20 protein-coding genes are annotated in these 19,036 nt (G+C 74.8%); 8 read left to right on the top strand and 12 right to left on the bottom strand.

Annotated elements, in window-relative coordinates:
• The first annotated feature begins 19 nt into the window (after positions 1–19).
• The gene (locus CTZ28_RS26395; RefSeq protein ID WP_121892188.1) at positions 20–565 is read left to right on the top strand and encodes an ATP-binding protein; all 546 of its coding nucleotides are present in this window, start codon (positions 20–22) and stop codon (positions 563–565) included.
• 211 nt (positions 566–776) lie between these two features.
• Here CTZ28_RS26395 and CTZ28_RS26400 read toward each other — a convergent pair whose 3' ends face one another.
• The 3 genes from CTZ28_RS26400 to CTZ28_RS26410 all read right to left on the bottom strand — a co-directional run bounded on the left by CTZ28_RS26400 (position 777) and on the right by CTZ28_RS26410 (position 3,319).
• On the bottom strand, positions 777–1,067 hold the full coding sequence (locus CTZ28_RS26400) for an SHOCT domain-containing protein (protein ID WP_121892189.1): 291 nt from the start codon (positions 1,065–1,067) through the stop codon (positions 777–779).
• A gap of 305 nt (positions 1,068–1,372) precedes the next feature.
• Positions 1,373–2,620, bottom strand: a complete 1,248-nt coding sequence (locus CTZ28_RS26405) for an ROK family protein (protein ID WP_121892190.1) — start codon at positions 2,618–2,620, stop codon at positions 1,373–1,375.
• Positions 2,621–2,668: 48 nt separating this feature from the next.
• Positions 2,669–3,319 (bottom strand): alpha-ketoglutarate-dependent dioxygenase AlkB family protein, encoded by a 651-nt coding sequence (locus CTZ28_RS26410; protein WP_121892191.1) that lies wholly within the window; start codon positions 3,317–3,319, stop codon positions 2,669–2,671.
• A gap of 128 nt (positions 3,320–3,447) precedes the next feature.
• Between CTZ28_RS26410 and CTZ28_RS26415 the strand changes: the two genes are divergently transcribed.
• Positions 3,448–4,581 (top strand): methyltransferase, encoded by a 1,134-nt coding sequence (locus tag CTZ28_RS26415; protein WP_121892192.1) that lies wholly within the window; start codon positions 3,448–3,450, stop codon positions 4,579–4,581.
• Between the two features lie 232 nt (positions 4,582–4,813).
• On the opposite strand, the gene CTZ28_RS26420 is transcribed toward CTZ28_RS26415, so the two are convergent.
• The 3 genes from CTZ28_RS26420 to CTZ28_RS26430 are packed head-to-tail and all read right to left on the bottom strand — an operon-like array spanning position 4,814 to position 7,119.
• Positions 4,814–5,332, bottom strand: a complete 519-nt coding sequence (locus CTZ28_RS26420; protein ID WP_259471813.1) for a zinc finger protein 839 — start codon at positions 5,330–5,332, stop codon at positions 4,814–4,816.
• Positions 5,333–5,344: 12 nt separating this feature from the next.
• Positions 5,345–6,214, bottom strand: coding sequence for a class II fructose-bisphosphate aldolase (locus tag CTZ28_RS26425; RefSeq protein ID WP_121892193.1), 870 nt, complete (start codon positions 6,212–6,214; stop codon positions 5,345–5,347).
• Between the two features lie 23 nt (positions 6,215–6,237).
• A complete protein-coding gene (locus CTZ28_RS26430) occupies positions 6,238–7,119 on the bottom strand; it encodes an SIS domain-containing protein (RefSeq protein ID WP_121892194.1) in 882 nt (293 codons plus the stop codon).
• 132 nt (positions 7,120–7,251) lie between these two features.
• Here CTZ28_RS26430 and CTZ28_RS26435 point away from each other — a divergent pair, with 132 nt between their 5' ends.
• The gene (locus CTZ28_RS26435) at positions 7,252–8,031 is read left to right on the top strand and encodes a DeoR/GlpR family DNA-binding transcription regulator (protein ID WP_121892195.1); all 780 of its coding nucleotides are present in this window, start codon (positions 7,252–7,254) and stop codon (positions 8,029–8,031) included.
• A gap of 82 nt (positions 8,032–8,113) precedes the next feature.
• Here CTZ28_RS26435 and CTZ28_RS26440 read toward each other — a convergent pair whose 3' ends face one another.
• On the bottom strand, positions 8,114–8,509 hold the full coding sequence (locus CTZ28_RS26440; protein ID WP_183154592.1) for a luciferase domain-containing protein: 396 nt from the start codon (positions 8,507–8,509) through the stop codon (positions 8,114–8,116).
• A gap of 203 nt (positions 8,510–8,712) precedes the next feature.
• On the opposite strand from CTZ28_RS26440, the gene CTZ28_RS26445 reads away from it, so the two are divergent.
• The 4 genes from CTZ28_RS26445 to CTZ28_RS26460 all read left to right on the top strand — a co-directional run bounded on the left by CTZ28_RS26445 (position 8,713) and on the right by CTZ28_RS26460 (position 13,863).
• Entirely contained in the window at positions 8,713–9,567 is an 855-nt protein-coding gene (locus CTZ28_RS26445) for a class I SAM-dependent methyltransferase (RefSeq protein ID WP_121892196.1), read from the top strand.
• Between the two features lie 142 nt (positions 9,568–9,709).
• Positions 9,710–10,876 (top strand): MFS transporter, encoded by a 1,167-nt coding sequence (locus tag CTZ28_RS26450; RefSeq protein ID WP_121892197.1) that lies wholly within the window; start codon positions 9,710–9,712, stop codon positions 10,874–10,876.
• Positions 10,877–11,159: 283 nt separating this feature from the next.
• On the top strand, positions 11,160–13,043 hold the full coding sequence (locus tag CTZ28_RS26455; protein WP_121892198.1) for an ATP-binding protein: 1,884 nt from the start codon (positions 11,160–11,162) through the stop codon (positions 13,041–13,043).
• Between the two features lie 73 nt (positions 13,044–13,116).
• On the top strand, positions 13,117–13,863 hold the full coding sequence (locus CTZ28_RS26460) for a maleylpyruvate isomerase family mycothiol-dependent enzyme (RefSeq protein ID WP_121892199.1): 747 nt from the start codon (positions 13,117–13,119) through the stop codon (positions 13,861–13,863).
• An 11-nt stretch (positions 13,864–13,874) separates the two neighbouring features.
• Here the strand turns inward: CTZ28_RS26460 and CTZ28_RS26465 are convergent, their stop codons facing one another.
• From CTZ28_RS26465 to CTZ28_RS26480, 4 genes are all read right to left on the bottom strand, one after another.
• On the bottom strand, positions 13,875–14,267 hold the full coding sequence (locus tag CTZ28_RS26465; RefSeq protein ID WP_121892228.1) for a MarR family winged helix-turn-helix transcriptional regulator: 393 nt from the start codon (positions 14,265–14,267) through the stop codon (positions 13,875–13,877).
• An 80-nt stretch (positions 14,268–14,347) separates the two neighbouring features.
• Positions 14,348–15,013 carry a response regulator transcription factor gene (locus CTZ28_RS26470; RefSeq protein WP_121892200.1) on the bottom strand — a complete coding sequence of 222 codons (666 nt, stop codon included), beginning with the start codon at positions 15,011–15,013 and terminating at the stop codon, positions 14,348–14,350.
• Complete coding sequence (locus CTZ28_RS26475; protein WP_121892229.1) at positions 15,010–16,245, bottom strand: sensor histidine kinase; 1,236 nt, start codon at positions 16,243–16,245, stop codon at positions 15,010–15,012. Before CTZ28_RS26475 ends, CTZ28_RS26470 begins: the two co-directional genes overlap by 4 nt.
• Before the next feature lie 126 nt (positions 16,246–16,371).
• Positions 16,372–17,061, bottom strand: coding sequence for a TetR/AcrR family transcriptional regulator (locus CTZ28_RS26480; protein WP_121892201.1), 690 nt, complete (start codon positions 17,059–17,061; stop codon positions 16,372–16,374).
• Between the two features lie 186 nt (positions 17,062–17,247).
• On the opposite strand from CTZ28_RS26480, the gene CTZ28_RS26485 reads away from it, so the two are divergent.
• Positions 17,248–17,697 carry a nitroreductase family deazaflavin-dependent oxidoreductase gene (locus CTZ28_RS26485; protein WP_121892202.1) on the top strand — a complete coding sequence of 150 codons (450 nt, stop codon included), beginning with the start codon at positions 17,248–17,250 and terminating at the stop codon, positions 17,695–17,697.
• On the opposite strand, the gene CTZ28_RS26490 is transcribed toward CTZ28_RS26485, so the two are convergent.
• Entirely contained in the window at positions 17,687–18,940 is a 1,254-nt protein-coding gene (locus tag CTZ28_RS26490) for a geranylgeranyl reductase family protein (RefSeq protein ID WP_121892203.1), read from the bottom strand. The two genes, CTZ28_RS26485 and CTZ28_RS26490, sit on opposite strands and share 11 nt — an antisense overlap.
• Positions 18,941–19,036 lie beyond the last annotated feature (96 nt).

Consider the following 19,036-nt stretch of genomic DNA (forward strand, 5'->3'; position numbering starts at 1 on the left):
ACGTCGGGGAGTCGCAGCCGTGATCAGTCACCCAAGCAGGCACTGCACGGTGGAGCTCCAAGCCCTGCCGTCGCGGATCGGCCAGGTCCGCAGAATCGTATCTGCGCAGTTGCGCTACTGGCAGCTGGACCCGTTGATCGACCGGGCCGCGCTCGGGGTCACGGAACTGCTGAGCAACGTCCATCAACACGCCCGGCCCGACAAGTCGTGCACCGTGCGGATCGAACTGCTGCTCGACCGGCTCACCGTCTCGGTGCGCGACCACGATCCACGCCTTCCCGTGGCGGCCGACCTCAAGGACGTCGCACCGCTGGACACCTGCGGGCGCGGGCTCGCCATGGTGGCCGCGCTGAGCGAGAGCTGGGGCGCGCGGCCCGACGGCGACGAGGGCAAGGTCGTGTGGTTCACGCTGCCGGCGCGCGCGGAGGCGAAGCCGCAGCGGGCGGCTGTGCCGCGCCGTACGGCCGTGGAGCAGCCCGCCCCCAGGCTTCCGGAGGCCGAACCCGTCGCCTGCGCGCCCGCCGCCGTGCCCCGTACTCCCGCCCGGTCGGCCGTTGTCGGCTGACCGGGCGGTGACCGCCCTCCCCCGCCCGTCACCCCGTCACTCGGCGGCGATGGCCCGCGGGACGTCCGGGCGCGCCGCCCGCCGGGCCGGCGGCAGGATGATGTTCCGGGCGACGGTCGGCGCCGGCACCGGATGAGGGCCCGGGCCGCCGGGATGTCCATGTCCACGCCGTCCATGGCCCGCGCGGCCGTGCGCACGGTGGTCGTGACGGTCACACCGCACCGCCCTTGCCCGCGCGGCCGAACCGCTCGTCCAGGACGGAGAGCCGCCGCCAGTACTCGTCCTCGTCGATCTCACCGGTGGCGAAGCGCCGGCCGATGATCGCGATCGGCGAGTCGCCCGTGGGGCGTCCGGCGTCCGCGGGCCACCAGGGGGCGCCGCGCCCGCGCCGGACCGTGCGGCGCAACACGGTCGCGCCGCCGATCACGACGGCCGCCCAGATCAGGGGGAAGAACAGGATCCACGGGCCGGGTCCGCCGTCCCAGTTCGCCAGGGTCTGCATCTCGGGTCATCTCCTCCGCGCGAGCAAGTCGGGTACTGCTCAGAGACTCGCTCCGGAGAGGGGTCCGGGTCGTCGTACGTCCGGCGGCAGTGCGGCTACCTCCCGGGGAGTACGCGGATGCGGGGCGGATGCTCCCCGGGGCAGCGTCCCGAACAGGACGGTGCCGCCCGCAGACCACTACGGCAGCCGCAACCACCACGACCCGCGCCCGGCACGCCGGCCCCTGACACACTCCGGAGGCCGGACAGGCGCTCGCGGACGGGCAGCCGCAGCCGCCGGGCGGTGACGTCCGTGGGGCGCCGGGGTCAGGCCGGCTCGGTCAGGGCGGTCAGCGGGTCGTCCAGGACCGGTTGCCAGGCCAGTTCCGCCGCGCCGACAAGGCTGTTGTGGTCGAGGGTGCAGGAAAGGATCGGGACGCCGCCGCTCTGGCCCCACAGGCTCCGGTCGGCGACCACCGCGCGCAGCCGGTCCGGGTCTGCGTCCAGCAGGGTGCGGTGCAGGCCGCCGAGGATGATCCGGTCCGGGTTGAGGATGTTCACCAGGCCCGCGAGGCCGAGGCCCAGACGGTCGATCAGCGCCTCGGCCGCGGCGCGGACCGTCGGGTCGGCGTAGTGGTGACGGACGAGGTCGTCGGCCTGCCGGAGCAGCGACACCTCGGGTCCGGGCGTGCGGCCCGCCTCGACGAGCAGCGCCAGCGGATCCGCCTCCACATCGAGACAGCCGCGGCTGCCGCAGTGGCAGGGGCGGCCCTCGGGGTTCACCGTGAGGTGCCCGACCTCCAGCGCCAGGCCCGAACTGCCCGTGTGCAGACGCCCGTCGAGAACCAGCGCACCGCCCACACCCCGGTGGCCGGTGGCCACGCACAGCAGGTCGCGCGCGCCACGGCCCGCGCCGTGCCGGTGTTCGGCGAGCGCGGCGAGGTTGACGTCGTTGGCCGCGAACGCGGGGCCGGTGATCCCGGCGGCCCGCACGCACTCGGCGAAGATCCGGCGCACCGGCGCGCCCACCGGCCAGGCGAGATGCAGCGGGTTGAGGGCGAGGCCGTCCGGTTCGGCCACCGCGGACGGCACCGCGAGCCCGGCGCCGACGCAGCGGCGGCCCGTCGCCCGGAGCAGTTCGGCACCCGTCTCGACCACCGAGCCGAGCACCTTCGCCGGGTCGGCGGCGACGGTCCCGCAGCCCGGAGCGGTGGCCACGATCCGCCCGCCGAGACCGACCAGCGCGGCCCGGAACCCGTCGGCGTGCACCTGCGCGGCGAGCGCCACGGGCCCGTCCTCGGCGACCGCCAGCCGATGCGAGGGACGGCCCTGGGAACCGGCCGCAGCGGTCGGCCGGGCGTCGACCCGGATCAGTCCCAGCGCCTCCAGCTCGGCGGCCACCGCGCCGGCGGTCGCCCGGGTCACGCCCAGTTCGGCGGTGAGCACGGCCCGGGTCGGCGCCCGTCCCGTGTGCACGAGCTCCAACGCGGGTCCGAGCGCCCCGCGCCCCCGGTCCAGCCGCGCCCTCGAGGTGGTTCCTTCCCCCGCCGTCCGGGGGTCCGCCTTGCCGCTCATGGCGCTGAGTCTCCCATGATCCCGATACGCTGCAATCAGTGCCGCAACCTACAACCCGCTCACGCGCAGGGTGACGTTCAGCCGCCCGGTGAGGCCCAGCTCGGGCGGTGCCGTGCCCGGCCGCACCCGGGGCACCCCGTGGTACGCGCGGCGGGACGCGCCGCCGAAGACGAACAGGTCGCCGCTGCGCAGTTCGACGTCCGTGTACGGCTTCGTGCGCGTCTCGGTGTTGCCGAAGCGGAAGACACAGGTGTCGCCGAGGCTCAGCGACACCACCGGTGCCTCGGACCGCTCGTCGGCGTCGCGGTGCATGCCCATGCGGGCGTCGCCCGCGTAGAAGTTGATCAGCGCGATGTCGTACGGCGCCGCCGCGACCGCCGCCGGGCCGAGCGCGTCGGCCACCGCCCGGCGGCCCAGCTCACCCAGCCAGGCGGGGAAGGGCTTCACCGCCGCCCCGTCGCCGTCGACGACGGTGCGCGCGTAGGCGTACGGGTACCAGTGCCAGCCCAGGCACACCTGGCGCGCTGTCATGGTGCCGCCGCCGGGCGTGCGGACGCTGCGCAGTCCGGCGGGCGGGCGCGCCCACGCGCGGCATGCCGTCAGCAGGTCGCGCCGGCTTCCGGCGTCCAGCCAGTCCGGTACGTGCACCGCGCCGGGCGCGATCTGGAGCCGCTCTCGGGGGAACAGTTCCTCCTCCATGGTTTCCATCCTGCCCGACCGGCCCTGAGCTGCGGCTCCGCCGGGTCCTTTCGTCGAACTCCGGTCGTCCGGGCGGACGACGGGAGTTTGACGACAGGGCCTAGCCTGGACGCACGATGGACGACCGTATGACTACCCCCTGGGGCGCGTTCCAGCTGTCCCGCTTTCCCGAGGACCCGCGCGACCGGCTGCGTGCCTGGGACGCCTCCGACGCGTATCTGCTGCGGCATCTGGCCGGGCGGGAGGTCCCGCTGTCCGGCACGGTCGTGGTCGTCGGCGACCGCTGGGGCGCGCTGGTGACGGCGCTGGCGGAGCACCGGCCGGTGCAGATCACCGACTCCTTCCTCGCCCAGGAGGCGACCCGGGCGAACCTCGCGCGGGCCGGGGTGCGGCCCGGTGCCGTGCGCCTGCTCAGCACCCAGGATCCGCCGCCCGACCGCGTCGACGTGCTGCTCGTCCGGGTGCCGAAGAGCCTTGCGCTGCTGGAGGACCAGTTGCTGCGGCTCGCGCCCGCCGTGCACGCGGACACGGTCGTCGTCGGCACCGGCATGGTCAAGGAGATCCACACCTCGACGCTCCGGTTGTTCGAGCGGATCCTCGGCCCGACCCGCACCTCGCCGGCCGAACAGAAGGCGCGGCTGATCCTGTGCACCCCGGACCCGTCCCTGGCACGCCCCGCCAACCCGTGGCCGTACCGCTACCCGCTCCCCGACGGTATCGGCCCGGCCTCCGGGCGCACCGTCGTCAATCACGCGGGGGTGTTCTGCGCCGACCGGCTCGACATCGGCACCCGGTTCTTCCTGGGGCATCTGCCCGCCGGCCGGGGTGCTCGCAGGGTCGTGGACCTGGGCTGCGGCAACGGCGTCATCGGGACGGCGGTGGCGCTGGCCGACCCCGGGGCCGAGGTGCTGTTCGTGGACGAGTCGTTCCAGGCGGTGGCGTCGGCGGAGGCGACCTACCGGGCCAACGGCGTGCCCGGGCACGCCGAGTTCCGGGTCGGGGACGGGCTGGCCGGGGTGGCGGCGGGCAGTGTGGACGTCGTTCTCACCAATCCGCCGTTCCACTCCCATCAGGCGCTCACGGACGCGACCGCGTGGCGGATGTTCACCGGGGCACGGCGCGCGCTGCGGCCGGGCGGCGAGCTGTGGGTGGTCGGCAACCGGCACCTCGGCTACCACGTGAAGCTGCGGCGCCTGTTCGGCAACTGCCGACTCGTGGCCGGAGACCCGAAGTTCGTGGTGCTGAACGCCGTCAAGCGGTAGCCGCCGCGCTCAACGCCCGGGACGAGGCGCGGAGTTCGCGTCGGCATGCCTGGCCGAAGGCGTGCGGGCCGGGGATACCGACGGACGGGGTCGAGGCGCACAACAGGTGGCGGGCGCGGTCGAGTCCGCGGCGGCGGACGCAGCCGACGGCGGTGTCGCCGGTGGCGGCGCGGAAGAGCCGGTTCAGCTGGTTGTGCGAGACGCCGGAGCCCCGGGCGGACCTCCGGCACGGTCAGCGGTCCGGCCGGCCCCGCCCTCGATGTGGGCGACGGCGGCGCTCAACGCCGGGTGGATACCGGGGTGTTCGGCGGCGAACGCCAGGCCTGCTGTGCGCGACAGCGGGTCCAGATCTCGGCCCGGCCGCCCTCGACGCCCGGAGTACGGCGGCCACCGCTTGCCCCAACAGGGCTCTGCGCAGCGGACGTTCGGGTCCGATGTACTGGACGACGGGGACGCGGTGCGCGGGGCCCGCCACGGGGCTGCGCAGCTGTGCGCAGAGGTGCTCGGAGCGGCCCCGCCAGCGGTGGCGGACCTCGCGCCGGGGCGGTACGAGGCGCACCCGGCCCGGGCGGACGAGGTGCTGGGTGCCGTCGACGCCCAGGCCGGCGTCGTAGCCGTAGCCGTACAGGTGCGGCTGCCCCGGTCCGGGCAGCCGGAAGAAGACGTCGGCGGGGCTCACGACGCCGTACACGCCCACCCCGACGGCCGCCACGAGGGGCGGCTCGCCGAGGTGCGGGCGTGTGTGGCGCACGGCGGGACGGTGTCAGGGGCCCGGCCGGCCGAGGACGTGGACGATCCGCGTCACCTCCCGGGCCATGGCCTCCCGGCCGACGCTCAAGTACTTGCGCGAGTCGACGGCCTCGGGGTGGGCGGCGAGGAAGCCGCGGATCGCGCCCGTCATCGCCGCGTTCAGGGCGGTGCCGACGTTGACCTTGGCGATGCCGCCCGCGACCGCCGCGACCAGTTCGCCGTCCGGCACCCCGGAGGAGCCGTGCAGCACGAGCGGGACGGGCACAGCGGCGGCGAGCCGCCCGAGCAGGCCGTGGTCCAGGGTCGCGGTGCGGGTGGTCATGGCGTGAACGCTGCCGACGGCGACGGCGAGGGCGTCGACGCCCGTGTCGGCGACGAAGGCGCGGGCTTCGTCGGGGTCCGTGCGGGCGCCGGGCGCATGGGCGTCCAGCGGTGCCCCGCCGCCCTGCCCCGGCTTGCCGCCCACCTCACCGAGTTCGGCCTCGATCCACAGCCCCCGGGCGTGCGCCCAGTCGGCGGCGGCCCGGGTGGCGGCGAGGTTCTCGGCGTACGGCAGGCGGGCCGCGTCGTACATCACCGAGCCGAACCCGGCGCCGGGCGTCCGGCGCAGCAGCTCGTCGCTCTGCACATGGTCGAGGTGCAGAGCGACCGGTACGGCCGCCTCCTCGGCGGCGGCGACGGCCGCGCGGGCCAGCGGGAGCAGCCGGCCGTAGCGGAACTTGACCGCGTTCTCGCTGACTTGGAGGATCACGGGCGCGCCGGCCGCCTCGGCCCCCGCGACGACGGCTTCGATGTGCTCCAGGGTGATGACGTTGAACGCGGTGACGGCGGAGCGCGTTCCGGCGGCGTGGGCGACCAGTTCACCGGTGGCTGCGAGGGGCACGGTTTCTCCTTGCGGCGCTCGGGTCAGGGGGCGAGGATCACGGAGCGGGTGAGGTGGCGCGGCCGGTCGGGGTCGAGGCCCCGGCGGGCGGCGACGGCCACTGCGAGCCGCTGCGCGCGGACGAGTTCGGCCAGCGGGTCGAGCGTGCCCTCGATCCATCGGCCGCCCGTCCCACGCACCTGTTCGGCGAGCCCTTCGGGCGCCTCGCCGAACATCCAGGTCGCCGTGGTGCTGGTGGTGATGCTGATGGGGCCGTGCCGGTACTCCATCGCCGGGTACGCCTCGGTCCAGGACAGTGCGGCCTCGCGCATCTTCAGCCCGGCCTCGTTCGCGAGGCCGACGGTCCAGCCGCGGCCGAGGAAGGTGAACTGCGTGCAGTCGACCAGCCCTTCGGGCAGCGGGGCGGACAGCGCCGTACGGGCGTCGGCGACGACGGTGTCGGTGTGCAGGCCCAGGTGGGCGCGGAGCAGGGTGAGCGCGGTGGTGGCGAACCGGGTCTGCACGACGGAGCGTTCGTCGGCGAAGTCCAGCACCACGACGTCGTCGGCGGCCGTTCGCACCGGAGCGTCCGGGTCGGCGGTGACGGCGGTGGTGGGCGTGCTGCCGCGCAGCCGGCCGAGCAGGTCCAGCACTTCGCTGGTGGTACCGGAGCGGGTGAGGGCGACGACCCGGTCGTAGCTGCGGCCGTACGGGAACTCGGACGCGGCGAAGGCGTCCGTCTCGCCCTGGCCCGTGCCCTCGCGCAGGGCGGCGGCGGCCTGCGCCATGAAGTACGAGGTGCCGCAGCCGACGATCGCGACCCGCTCCCCCGCTGCGGGCAGCGCCCCGCCGTGCCCCGGCGCCGCCTGCGCGGCCCGGGTCCAGCACTCGGGCTGGCTGTTCAGCTCGTCCTCGACATGGGTCATGCCGCCCCCTCCATCGACTGCTTGTTCATGCAAGATATAGCTAACTTTCGAGCACAATCAAGCATTCACCGCCACGAAGGGTGCGCTAAGGTCGCCCAGACGGAGAACGGGACGGGGCAACGGAGGCTGCGGATGTCACGCGACGCCCGCTGGAAGGCGCTGCTGGAACTGCTCGTCGAGCGCGGCCGGCTGGACGTCGAGGAGGCGGCGACCGAACTGGCGGTCTCGGCGGCGACGATCCGGCGCGACTTCGACCAGCTCGCCGAGCAGCAGATGCTGGTGCGCACCCGGGGCGGTGCGGTGGTGCACGGCGTCTCGTACGAGCTGCCGCTGCGCTACAAGACCGCCCGGCACGCCTCCGAGAAGCAGCGCATCGCCCGCGCGGTGGCCGGGCTCGTCGCGCCCGGCGAGGCGGTGGGCCTGACTGGCGGCACCACCACGACGGAGGTGGCCCGCGCCCTGGCCGTGCGCGCCGACCTCGCCACCGGCTCACCCGCGCTGACCGTCGTCACCAACGCGCTCAACATCGCCAACGAGCTGGCCGTGCGCCCCCAGTTCAAGATCGTGGTGACGGGCGGGGTCGCACGCCCTCAGTCGTACGAGCTGATCGGCCCGCTCGCGGACGGTGTGCTCGGCCAGATCACCCTCGACCTGGCGGTGCTCGGGGTCGTCGCCTTCGACGCCGCGCACGGCGCCGCCGCGCACGACGAGGCGGAGGCCGCCATCAACCGGCTGCTGTGCGAGCGGGCCGAGCGGGTGGTCGTCGCCGCCGACTCCAGCAAGCTGGAACAGCGGGCGTTCGCCCGGATCTGTGCGGCCGAGGACGTGGACACGCTCGTCACGGACGCGGCAGTGGCTCCGGAGACGGCACACCGGTTCGAGGAGGCGGGAATCCGGGTCCTCGCGGTGTGAGCGGCACACCGGGCGGCGACGCGAGAGGCGGCGCCGCAGCGGTGCACGAGCGGCCCGGCGGGTGGCACGGGCAGCGGCCGTCTCAGATGCCGCCGGGATCGGCCCGGACGAACCCCGCGCCCCGCTGGTCGTTGCAGCCGAGCGTGGGCCGCCCGACGGGGTCCGCCCAGACCAGCTGGGCCTGGAGGGCGACGCTCACGAGCGTCAGCAGCAGGTCGACGTCGCTGGCGACGTCGAGACGTATGGTCACCCACTGCGAGCCGGGCACGATACGGATCGCCCCGGTGTCCCTGAGATCCTGGGCGAACCGCCGGATGGCGCGGTCCGTCAGCAGCAGGTCGACATCCCGTTCCGAGTGGAAGTGGGCGATCTCGCCGTGGGCCGAGCGGAGCGCCTGGCCCAGGCCGCAGCTCGGCACGGCACGTCTCAGATCGGGCCAGGTCGCCAATTGCGCGAGAGCGCGCGACGCCAACGTCATGGGCCCATCATGGACTGCTCACCGTCCCGCAACCAGCACGTGCGCAAGCATTAACCGACCTGTATCCCATACTCCGAACACGCGGACCGACGGCGCTCACGCATACGGCGAGCGGCCGGGCCCGTCGTGCAGCAGGCTGGGTGCCGGGGGCGGCCCGCGTCCCGCACGGACGGGCCGGGCCCCCGAGCGGAAGGAGCGGCGCCGTGGCGGACGGGACCGAGGCGGTCGCGGATCCGACGGCGGTCCGGGTCGCCCTCTGGCGGGCCCTGCACCTGCTGGTCGACGCGCCGCCGCACGTACTGGACGACGAGGTCGGCCTGCGGCTGGCGGACCCGGGCGAGGGCTGGCGGGCCCGCCCCGACATGGATCCGCGGGAGACCCGGCTCATGCGCGCGTCGATCGTGGCGCGGGCCCGCTTCGTCGAGGACCTGGTGATCGAGCGGGCCGCCCGGGGAGTCGGCCAGTACGTGCTGCTCGGCGCCGGGCTCGACTCCTTCGCGCAGCGCAGGCCGCGGATCGCCGCGGGCCTGACGGTGTTCGAGATCGACCGGCCAGGCCCGCAGGCCTGGAAGCGGCGGCGGCTGGCCGAGACGGGGTACGGCCTCCCGGACTCGCTCCGGCTCGTGCCGGTCGACTTCGAGACCCAGTCCTGGTGGGAACTGCTGCCGGGGGCCGGATTCACGGCGGACCGGCCCGCCGTCGTGGCCTCCACCGGCGTCACCATGTACCTGACCCGGGAGGCCGTCGAGGCCATGCTGCGCCAGGCCGCGGCGCTGGCGCCGGGCTCCGCGCTCACCACGACGTTCATGCCGACGCTGGAGCGGATCGAGCCGGAGGAGCGCCCGCTGCGCCGGGCGATGGAGCAGGCGGCGCGCTCCTCCGGTACGCCGTTCATCAGCTTCTTCGTCCCGGAGGAACTGGTGACCCTGGCCCTGCGGGCCGGTTTCGGCCAGGCCCGGCACGTATCGGCGGCGGAGCTGTCCGAGCGCTACTTCGCGGGCCGGACGGACGGGCTGCGGCCGTCGAGCGGTGAGGAACTACTGGTGGCGACCGTCTGACGGCCGCTGCGGCGCATCGGCGGCCCGCGCGCGAACAGGACCGAACGCACGCGCAACGCGTGTCAACTCCCTTGCCGCGCTCCCGGCGCACCCCTAGCCTGACTTTGTGCCGCTCATAAACAAAACCCGTGCGCAGCGCACCGTGCCGGGTGACACGCTGACCCGGCTCCGCGTGGCGATCACCGCGTTCTTCGCCCTCGACGGCTTCATCTTCGCGGGCTGGGTCGTCCGCATCCCCGCCATCAAGCACCAGACCGACGCCTCCGCGAGCACGCTGGGGCTCGCGCTGCTCGGTGTCTCGGCGGGTGCCGTCGTCACCATGACCCTCACCGGGCGGCTGTGCCACCGCTTCGGCGCCCATCCGGTCACCGTCGTCTGCGCCGTCCTGCTCTCACTCAGCGTCGCCCTGCCCCCGCTCACCCACTCGGCGCTCGCACTGGGCGGCGTCCTGCTGGTGTTCGGCGCGGCCTTCGGCGGGATCAACGTCGCCTTCAACAGCGCGGCCATCGACCTGATCGCCGCGCTGAAGCGGCCCGTCCTGCCGAGCTTCCACGCGGCCTTCAGTCTCGGCGGCATGGTCGGCGCCGGGCTCGGCGGGCTGGTCGCCGGGGCGCTGTCCCCCACGCGGCATCTGCTCGGCCTGACCGTCGTGGGGCTGCTGGTGACCGCCGCCGCGGGACCCACACTGCTGCGGCACGAGCCGCCGCGCCCGCCCGAGCGCGCGCACGACGCGGCCGGAGAGGCGCCGCGACGCCTCGACGGCCGGACCCGCGGACTGGTGGTCGTCTTCGGCCTGATCGCGCTGTGCACGGCCTACGGCGAGGGCGCCATGGCCGACTGGGGCGCCCTCCACCTCGAACAGGACCTGGACACCTCGCCGGGCATCGCGGCGGCCGGCTACTCGTGCTTCGCGCTCGCCATGACCGTCGGGCGGCTGACGGGCACGGCCCTGCTGGAGCGCCTCGGCCGTACCCGGACCGTGGTCGCGGGCGGCACCGTCGCGGCGGCGGGCATGCTCCTGGGCTCGCTCGCCCCCTCCGCGTGGGCGGCCCTGCTCGGCTTCGCCGTCACCGGGCTGGGCCTCGCCAACCTCTTCCCGGTCGCCGTGGAGCGGGCCGGAACGCTCGCCGGCCCGAGCGGTGTCGCGATCGCCTCCACCCTGGGGTACGGCGGCATGCTCCTCGGGCCGCCCGCGATCGGCTTCATGGCCGACTGGTTCTCGTTGCCCGCCGCGCTCACCAGCGTCGCGGTGCTGGCGGCCGTGGCGGCGCTCATCGGTGTCACGACGCGGCGCGCCGTGGCCGGTTGACACCGCGGCACCGAACGCCGCGCCCGGGCATACGTAGCACCGGCCGCCATTCCCCGGAGGGACGGGGCGGACACGGGTTCGACCGGTCGTTGACGGGTGTGATTCGGCACCCGACGGCGCCACCCGGCATACAGGTGACGCGTTGGGGGTGCCGGGGCAGCGCGACAGCGACCGTTCGCTGATCGCGACCGCCGCGCGGTCCGTCGGTTTCCGTGAAGCGCGAAGTACGGCATGGGGTGTTACGTACATGTGGACAGGTGTCGGCGGCTCCTGGGTTCCGTCTGTGGCCCGCGCGGAGGAGGATCACGACCTGGTCGGCCGGGAGCGGGAGGCGCGGGAGCTGCGGGAGCTGCTGGCCGCGCACCGGATGGTGAGCGTGACGGGACGGGCGGGGGTGGGCAAGAGCCGGCTGGCCCGCGCGGTCACGACGGCAACGGCCGACGGGCCGTGGCGGCGGATCGTCCGGGTGCGCGGCACGGACGGCGGGACGTGCCCGCCCGGTGCGCTCGCCGCGTCGGTGGTGCGGACGCTCACCGGGCCGGGAGCCGCCCCGGACGCGGCGGACCCGGATGTCGTCGGGGCGGTGCGTGCGCTGCGGGACACCCGGATCCTGCTGTTCCTCGACGACGCCGACCCCGTCCGCGCGGAGTGCACGGGCCTGGCGCAACGGCTGCTGATGGCCGTACCGGACCTGCGGATCCTGGTGACGTCCCACCGGCCGCTGGGCCTCGGGCACGAACAGGTGCTGCGGCTGCGCGGGTTGGCGCTGGAGGAGCCGGCCGGCGGCGACGGCGCGGCACCGGCGGTGGAGCTGTTCCTGGCGCGGGCGCGGACCCGGGCGTTCGCCCCGCGGGGCGCCGAGCTGCGGGCGGTGCGCGAGGTGTGCCGGCTGCTGGAGGGCCACCCCCGAGCCATCGAACGGGCCGCCGGGCAGCTCGCCGACCGCCCGGTGGCCCAGGTCGCGTCGCTGCTCGCCCGCCGGCAGGACCGGCTGGCCCGCGCCCGGTACCGGCTGTGCGCGGCCGAACTGCGCACGGTGTGGGCGCGGGCCAGCGCCTTCGCCGGCTCCTTCGCCGAGTCGACCGCGGTGTTCGTGTGTGCCGGCGACACCGTGGCGGAGCACCGGGTGCCGGGCGCGCTCGCGCGGCTGGCGGCGCTGGGGGTGCTGGAGCCGGTGGGCGATCGGAGCGGGCCGCGCCGGCCGCGCTACCGGATGGCGCGCGCCGCCCGGGAGTTCGGCGCCGAACAGCTGCGCGAGTCCGGCGAGTTCCCGATGGCCGCCGAGCGGCGGGTGGCCCATGGCCGCCGGGTGGCCGCGGTCGCGGAGCACCTGTGGAGCGCGGGCGGCCAGCGGCAGGCGGTGCACCTCGTGCTCGACGAGCGGGACGAGCTGACGGACACGGTGCGCTGTGCCCTCGCCCGGCCCGAACACGCCCAGGCCGCCCTGAAGATGGTGGTCGACCTGTGGTTCTGGTGGGCGGTGTACGACCGGGCCGAGGAGGGCCTCGGCTATCTGCTGCGCCTGCTGCCGCACTGCGCGCCGGACGGCCCGTCGGTGGTGCGCGCGCAGTGGCTGGCCGCGTGGCTCGCCGCGCACCACGACCCGCGCACGGCACGCGCCCTGCTGGACCGGGCGTGGCCCGCCGCCGTGCTGGCCGGGGACGACGCCGCCATCGGCCGTATCGCACATGTCCAGGGCGTCCTGGCCCTGGCCCAGGGCGATGCCCGGGAGGCCGCCGAGCATTTCCGGTTCGCCGCGGACACCGTCCCGGACCACGCCCCGGCGGGCCCGTCACCGGCCGTGAGCCGGGCCGTCCTCGCGCTGGTGCAGGCCGGTTTCGACCCCGACGCGGCGCGGCACAGCGCCCGCCGCGCGCTGACCCACCCCGGCATCCGCGACGACGCCTGGGCGGCCCTGCTCGCCCGCTGCGCCCGTGCCGTCGTCGACCACCGGTGCGGGCATCGCGGCCCGGCCCTGCGGCGGGCCCGGCGGGCTCTCGAGGCCGTGGAGGGGCAACTGCCGGCGCCGTACGGCCGTGCCACGCTGGCCCGGCTGGTCGCCGACATCGAGTCCGGCGCCCCCGCCGAACCCCGCCGCCCGGCACCGCCCCGCCCCCGTACGGACGTCCGGCTGCCCGACCGCGCGGCGAGCACATCACGGCACTGACGACCACCGGGCACCCCATCGAAACCCCTGCCCCCGCCGGACCCGCGCCGCCCCGGTCCGGCACACTCGCTCCATGGAGACTGCGGAGTTCGTTCGGATCCTGGACCGGGAGGGCCGGCTGCTGGCCGCGGCGGCCGAGGCGGCGGGGACCGGCGCCGAGGTGCCGACCTGCTCGAACTGGCGCGTGCGCGATCTGCTGCGGCACACGGGAGCCGTGCACCGGTGGGCGGCGGGGTTCGTCGCCGACGCGCATGCCGGACCGCGCCCGCTCGGGGACCTGCCCGACCTGGACGGCGGCGCCCTGGTGGCCTGGTACCGCGACAGCCACCGCCGGCTCGTGGACACGCTGGCCGCCGCACCGCCCGACGTGGCGTGCTGGACGTTCCTTCCGGTGCCGTCCCCGTCGCCGCTGGCCTTCTGGGCGCGCCGGCAGGCCCATGAGACGACCGTGCACCGGTACGACGCCGAGGCGGCGCGCGGCGGTCCCGCGTCCCCGGTCGCGCCGGAGTTCGCGGTCGACGGCATCGACGAGTTGCTGTGCGGCTTCCACGCCCGCTCCAGGAGCCGGGTCCGCACCGACGCGCCGCGGCTGCTGCGGGTGCGGGCCGTGGGGGCGGACGCCGCCGGCGGCGCGGTGTGGAGCGTACGGCTGTCGGATCTGCCGCCGGTGACCGTGCGGGACGCGTCAGGGCGGGCGGATGCCGAACTGGCCGGTCCCGCCGACCGGTTGTACCTCGCGCTGTGGAACCGGGCGGAGGTGCCGAGCGTCACCGGGGACGCGGCGCTGGCCGCGCTGTGGCAGGAGACGTCCGCGATCTGACGGCGGGCCGGTCAGCCCGCCAGCATCCGGGTCAGCACCGCGCGCTGCAGCGGCAGCACCTGCCCGTGCAGCACGCGTCCCTTCGCCGTGAGCGCCACGCGCACGCCCCGCCGGTCCTCCGCGCACATGGCGCGCTCGACGAGCCCGTCCCGTTCCAGACGGGCGATCAGCCGGGACAGCGCGCTCTGGCTGAGGTGGATCCGTTCGGAGATCTCCTGGACGCGCAGCGAGCAGCCGTGGTTCGCACCGGCGGCCTGGGACAGCAGGTCCAGCACCTCGAAGTCGCTGGCGCACAGGCCGTGTTGGTGGAGCGCGCGGTCGAGTTCGCACTGGGTACGCGCGTGCAGTGCCAGGATGTCCCGCCATTGGTCCACAAGCGCCTGCTCGGCCTTCTTCCCCACCATGAACGCACGGTAGCAGAGAGGCGACATTGTTTCGGCCACATTAAATGTGCGTGCATTCAATGCGCAAACATGTGGCTGGCTCAGCCGAGCCAGCCCGGGCGCACCAGGCCCGACTCATAGGCGAGAACGACCAGTTGGGCGCGGTCGCGGGCACCCAGCTTGACCATCGTCCGGCTCACATGGGTCTTCGCGGTGAGCGGGCTGACCACCAGGCGACGGGCGATCTCCTCGTTCGACAGGCCGATCCCGACCAGGGCCATCACCTCCCGTTCCCGCTCGGTGAGCCGGGCCAGCTCGGCGGCGGCAGCGGGCTGCTTGGAACGGGCCGCGAACTCGGCGATGAGGCGGCGGGTCACCCCCGGCGACAGCAGTGCGTCGCCCTCGACCACCGCCCGTACGGCGCGCACCAGTTCGTCCGGCTCGGTGTCCTTGACCAGGAAGCCGGAGGCGCCGGAGCGGATCGCCTCGAAGACGTACTCGTCGAGTTCGAAGGTGGTGAGCATGACCACCTTGACGTCCCGCAGCTCCGGCTCCCCGGTGATGCGGCGGGTGGCGGCCAGCCCGTCGAGCCGTGGCATGCGGATGTCCATCAGGACGACGTCCGGGCGCAGTTCGCGCACCGCGGCCAGCGCCTCGGCGCCGTCGGCGGCCTCGCCGGCCACCTCGATGTCCGGCTGCGCGTCGAGCAGCGCCCGGAAGCCGGCCCGCACCAGGGACTGGTCGTCGGCGAGCAGTACCCGGATCACCGGTCGTCCTCCTCGGCCCCGGTGTGCAACGGCAGTACGGCGAGCACCCGGAAGCCGCCGTCGGGGCGCGGGCCCGCCTCGATCGTGCCACCCAGGGCGGCGGCCCGCTCGCGCATGCCGGCCAGCCCGTTGCCGCTGCCGCCGGCGTCGGCACCGGTCGCGGGCCCGTCGTCGTCGACGCGCAGCCGCAGCGAGCCGGCTTCGTGGTCGAACCGCACGCGCGCGTGCCGTGAACCCGAGTGCCGCACCACGTTGGTGAGGGCCTCCTGGACGATGCGGAACGCGGCCAGATCTGCGCCCGGCGCGAGCCGCGGCGCCGCGCCCTCGACCTCGACGGTGAGCCCCGCGCCCGCCGCCTGCTCCAGCAGTTCCGGCAGCCGGTCCAGGCCCGGCGCGGGGGCGCGCGGCGCGGCGCCCGGGGCGCGCAGCGTGTCGAGCACCTGCCGCACCTCGCCGAGCGCCTCCTTGCTGGCGGACTTGATGGTGGTGAGGGCGGCGCGGGCCTGCTCGGGGTCGCTGTCCAGCAGCGCGAGCCCCATGCCCGCCTGGACGTTGATGACGGAGATGCTGTGCGCGAGGACGTCATGCAGTTCCCGGGCGATCCGCAGCCGCTCCTCGTCCGCGCGCCGCCGGGCCGCCTGTGCGCGGTCGGCCCGCTCCCGCATCCACTGTTCGCGCCGCACCCGGGCCAGTTCGGACAGCGCGCCGATGGCCAGGACCCAGGTGGCGATCACGATCTCCTGGCCGATGCTGCCGCCCGTGTCGCCCGGGGGCGGCAGCCGGCGGTAGAGCCAGAGCGCGATCAGCACGTGCCCGGCCCACAGCAGCCCGACGGACGTCCAGGCGGCCCTGCGGTGCCCGGCGACGACCGCGGTGACGCAGCTGACGGCGACGGTCAGGAAGACCGGCCCGTACGGGTAGCCCGCGCCCAGGTAGACCAGGGTGGCCGCGGCCGTGCCGAAGACGACGGTCACCGGGTGGCGATGCCGCCACAGCAGCAGCCCCGAGGCGACCAGGAGGAGTACGCGCGCGTAGGTGTCCAGCGGCACCCGGCCCGGCTGGCCGTGCGCGGCGAAGTTCGAGCCGATCAGGACGAAGGCGGTGAGCAGCACGGTGGAGCGCCACGGCCGGCGGCCGGCCGGCGGCTCGGCGCCGTCCGGCCGCTGCCACCACGGTGGCCCGTACCGCCACCACTGCGCCGGGCCGTGCGCACGCGCCCACTGCTCCTCCATGACGGCCACGCTAGACGCAGCACACGGGGGCGGGCGTCAGCCGGGCGAGGTGATCACGCGTACTCCCGGGGAAGTACGTCCGGGCCGCCCCGGGCCGCTGCGCAGACCCCGTGGCCCGCCGTGCGCCTACCGCAGCCCCACCGAGTGCGCCAGTCCGGTCGCGGCGTGTCCGAAGAACGTCTCGCGGTCCTCCACGAGCCGGTTGAACTGGCCGAACAGCTCGAAGCTGACCAGCCCGAAGAGCTGTGCCCAGGCCGCGACGAGCGCCACGGCCGCCTCGGGCGGCAGGTCGGGCGCGAGGTCGGCGGCCAGCCGCTCGCCCTCGGGACGCAGCTCGGCGGGGAGACCGAGGCCGACGAGACCGGGGCCCCGGTGGGCGTCCCGGATGAAGCCGATGAGGACGACGCCGACCCGGGAGGCGGGCGGGACGGTCGTCCGGGGAGCCGCGTAACCCGGCACCGGCGAGCCGTAGATCAGCGCGTACTCGTGCGGATGGGCGAGCGCCCAGCCGCGCACGGCCATGCACACCGCGACCCAGCGGGCCACGGGCCCGGCGTCGGCGGCCGTGTCGTCGCGTGCCCGCTCCGCGCACTCACCGATGGAGTCGTACGCGTCGATGATCAGCGCGGTCAGCAGGTCGTCGCGGCTCGGGAAGTAGCGGTACACCGCGGAGGAGACCATGCCGAGTTCGCGGGCCACGGCCCGCAGCGACAGCTTCCCGGTCCCCTCCGCGGCGAGCCGTCTGCGGGCCTCGTCCTTGATCGCCGCGGTGACTTCCCTCCTGGCCCGCGCGCGGGCGCCCTGTGCGGTCGTCATACGCAGCAGTGTGCCACGAAGTCAGAGCACTGCACACAAAAGAGAGCGGCGAACCGAAAAGAGAGCACCGCTCTTGCCGTGGAGCGTCGATCTGCCGCACACTGATGTCGAGGGAGAGCACTGCTCACACGACGTCGCTCGGCCTGCGTCCCGCCGCGAGAACATCGCTTCCAGGAGGAAGTAGCCATGACCACACACGTCCAGAAGCCCGGCTGGTTCACCGTCAATGTCATGAACCGCGCGGTGTCCTGGCTGACCCGCCGCGGCATCAGCGTGTGGGGCTCGCGGGTCCTGGCGGTACGCGGCCGCAAGAGCGGTGCGTGGCGGACCACCCCCGTGAACCTGCTGACCGTGGACGGACAGCAGTATCTGCTCGCCCCGCGCGGCCACGTCCAGTGGACGCACAACATGCGGGCGGCCGGCGGGGGCGAGCTGCGCCTGGGACAGCACGTGGACGTCTTCACGGCGACCGAGATCGCCGACGACGACAAGGTTCCGCTGCTGCGCGCCTACCTCAAACGCTGGAAGGCCGAGGTGGGCGTCTTCTTCGGCGGTGTCGGCCCCGACTCGCCCGAGGCCGAGCTGCGCCGCATCGCGCCGAACCACCCGGTCTTCCGGATCACCCTCACGAAGTGACCGGGTCGTCCGCCGCCGTCTCGGCCGCGGGGGCGGGCCGCCGGTCCAGCGCGGTCAGGGCGCGCTGGGCCATGGGGTGGTTGCGGACCAGTTCGCCCAGGGTCGTGGACCCCCGGGTGATGTCCCGAAAGGCGTTCCAGGCGGGACGGAAACCGGTGAGGGCCGCGTGGAACAGGCCGGGCCTGCGCTCGAACACGGTGAGCATCCGCCGGCCGACGCTCATCTCCACGCCGAGCCCGGCCTTGATCGCGAACGCGTAGTTCAGGGCCTGGCGCCGGGTGTCCACCGCGTCGTTCGCCTCGGCGATCCGCACCGCCCACTCCCCCGCGAGCCGGCCCGAGCGCAGCGCGAACGAGATGCCCTCGCGGGTCCACGGCTCCAGCAGCCCGGCCGCGTCGCCGCAGACGAGGACCCGGCCGCGGGACAGCGGGGAGTCCTCGGCGCGACAGCGGGTCAAGTGCCCCGAGGAGACGGCGGGTTCGAAGCCGGACAGCCCGAGCCGGGCGACGAAGTCCTCCAAGTACCGCTTGGTGGCGGCGCCTTCGCCGCGCGCCGAGATCACGCCGACCGTGAGCGTGTCGCCCTTGGGGAACACCCAGCCGTAACTGCCGGGCATCGGACCCCAGTCGATGAGGACCCGCCCCTTCCAGTCCTCGGCGACCGTGTCCGGCACCGGGATCTCCGCCTCAAGGCCGAGGTCGACCTGCTCCATCTTCACGCCGACATGCGCTCCTATACGGCTGGCGCTGCCGTCGGCGCCCACCACGGCGCGGGCGAGGACGGTCTCGCCGCCCTGGAGCACCACGGCGACCGTGCGCCGGTCCGGCACCGCGGAGCCGTGCTGCTCCACCCTGGACACCGTGGCGCCGGTGCGCAGTTCGGCGCCCGCCTTCTGCGCGTGCTCGACCAACTGCTGGTCGAACTCCGGCCGGTTGATCAGGCCGAACAGCATCTGCTTGGAGCGGCGGGTGCGGGTGAAGCGCCCGTTGTTCGAGAACGTGACGGCGTGCACCCGGTCCTTGAAGGGGAGTTCGAAGCCGGGCGGGAGCGCGTCGCGCGAGGGGCCGATGATGCCGCCGCCGCACGTCTTGTAGCGGGGCAGCTCGGCCTTCTCCAGCAACAGCACGCGCCGTCCCGTGACCGCCGCCGCGTAGGCGGCGGAGGCCCCCGCGGGTCCCGCGCCCACCACGACGACGTCCCACACCTGCTGTACGTCGTCCGCCGAAGAGTTCTCGCCGCTCACGATGGTCTACTGCTCCGATCAAGCCGCTGCCGCTGGCGCTTCCCGGCCGCGCGACCGCGCCCGACCAGGAAAGACCCTATGTCCCCCCGCATCCTA

This window comes from Streptomyces shenzhenensis (assembly GCF_003688995.1).
GTDB classification, from domain to species: Bacteria; Actinomycetota; Actinomycetes; order Streptomycetales; family Streptomycetaceae; genus Streptomyces; species Streptomyces shenzhenensis_A.

What these genes read in the sequence shown, in the direction of transcription:
- CTZ28_RS26480 (WP_121892201.1), bottom strand. Translation starts at nt 17,061, where the DNA reads ATGACGACCGCACAGGGCGCCCGCGCGCGGGCCAGGAGGGAAGTCACC.
- CTZ28_RS26415 (WP_121892192.1), top strand. Translation starts at nt 3,448, where the DNA reads ATGACTACCCCCTGGGGCGCGTTCCAGCTGTCCCGCTTTCCCGAGGAC.
- CTZ28_RS26410 (WP_121892191.1), bottom strand. Translation starts at nt 3,319, where the DNA reads ATGGAGGAGGAACTGTTCCCCCGAGAGCGGCTCCAGATCGCGCCCGGC.
- CTZ28_RS26460 (WP_121892199.1), top strand. Translation starts at nt 13,117, where the DNA reads ATGGAGACTGCGGAGTTCGTTCGGATCCTGGACCGGGAGGGCCGGCTG.
- CTZ28_RS26430 (WP_121892194.1), bottom strand. Translation starts at nt 7,119, where the DNA reads ATGACCCATGTCGAGGACGAGCTGAACAGCCAGCCCGAGTGCTGGACC.
- CTZ28_RS26405 (WP_121892190.1), bottom strand. Translation starts at nt 2,620, where the DNA reads ATGAGCGGCAAGGCGGACCCCCGGACGGCGGGGGAAGGAACCACCTCG.
- CTZ28_RS26485 (WP_121892202.1), top strand. Translation starts at nt 17,248, where the DNA reads ATGACCACACACGTCCAGAAGCCCGGCTGGTTCACCGTCAATGTCATG.
- CTZ28_RS26440 (WP_183154592.1), bottom strand. Translation starts at nt 8,509, where the DNA reads ATGACGTTGGCGTCGCGCGCTCTCGCGCAATTGGCGACCTGGCCCGAT.
- CTZ28_RS26475 (WP_121892229.1), bottom strand. Translation starts at nt 16,245, where the DNA reads ATGGAGGAGCAGTGGGCGCGTGCGCACGGCCCGGCGCAGTGGTGGCGG.
- CTZ28_RS26465 (WP_121892228.1), bottom strand. Translation starts at nt 14,267, where the DNA reads ATGGTGGGGAAGAAGGCCGAGCAGGCGCTTGTGGACCAATGGCGGGAC.
- CTZ28_RS26400 (WP_121892189.1), bottom strand. Translation starts at nt 1,067, where the DNA reads ATGCAGACCCTGGCGAACTGGGACGGCGGACCCGGCCCGTGGATCCTG.
- CTZ28_RS26435 (WP_121892195.1), top strand. Translation starts at nt 7,252, where the DNA reads ATGTCACGCGACGCCCGCTGGAAGGCGCTGCTGGAACTGCTCGTCGAG.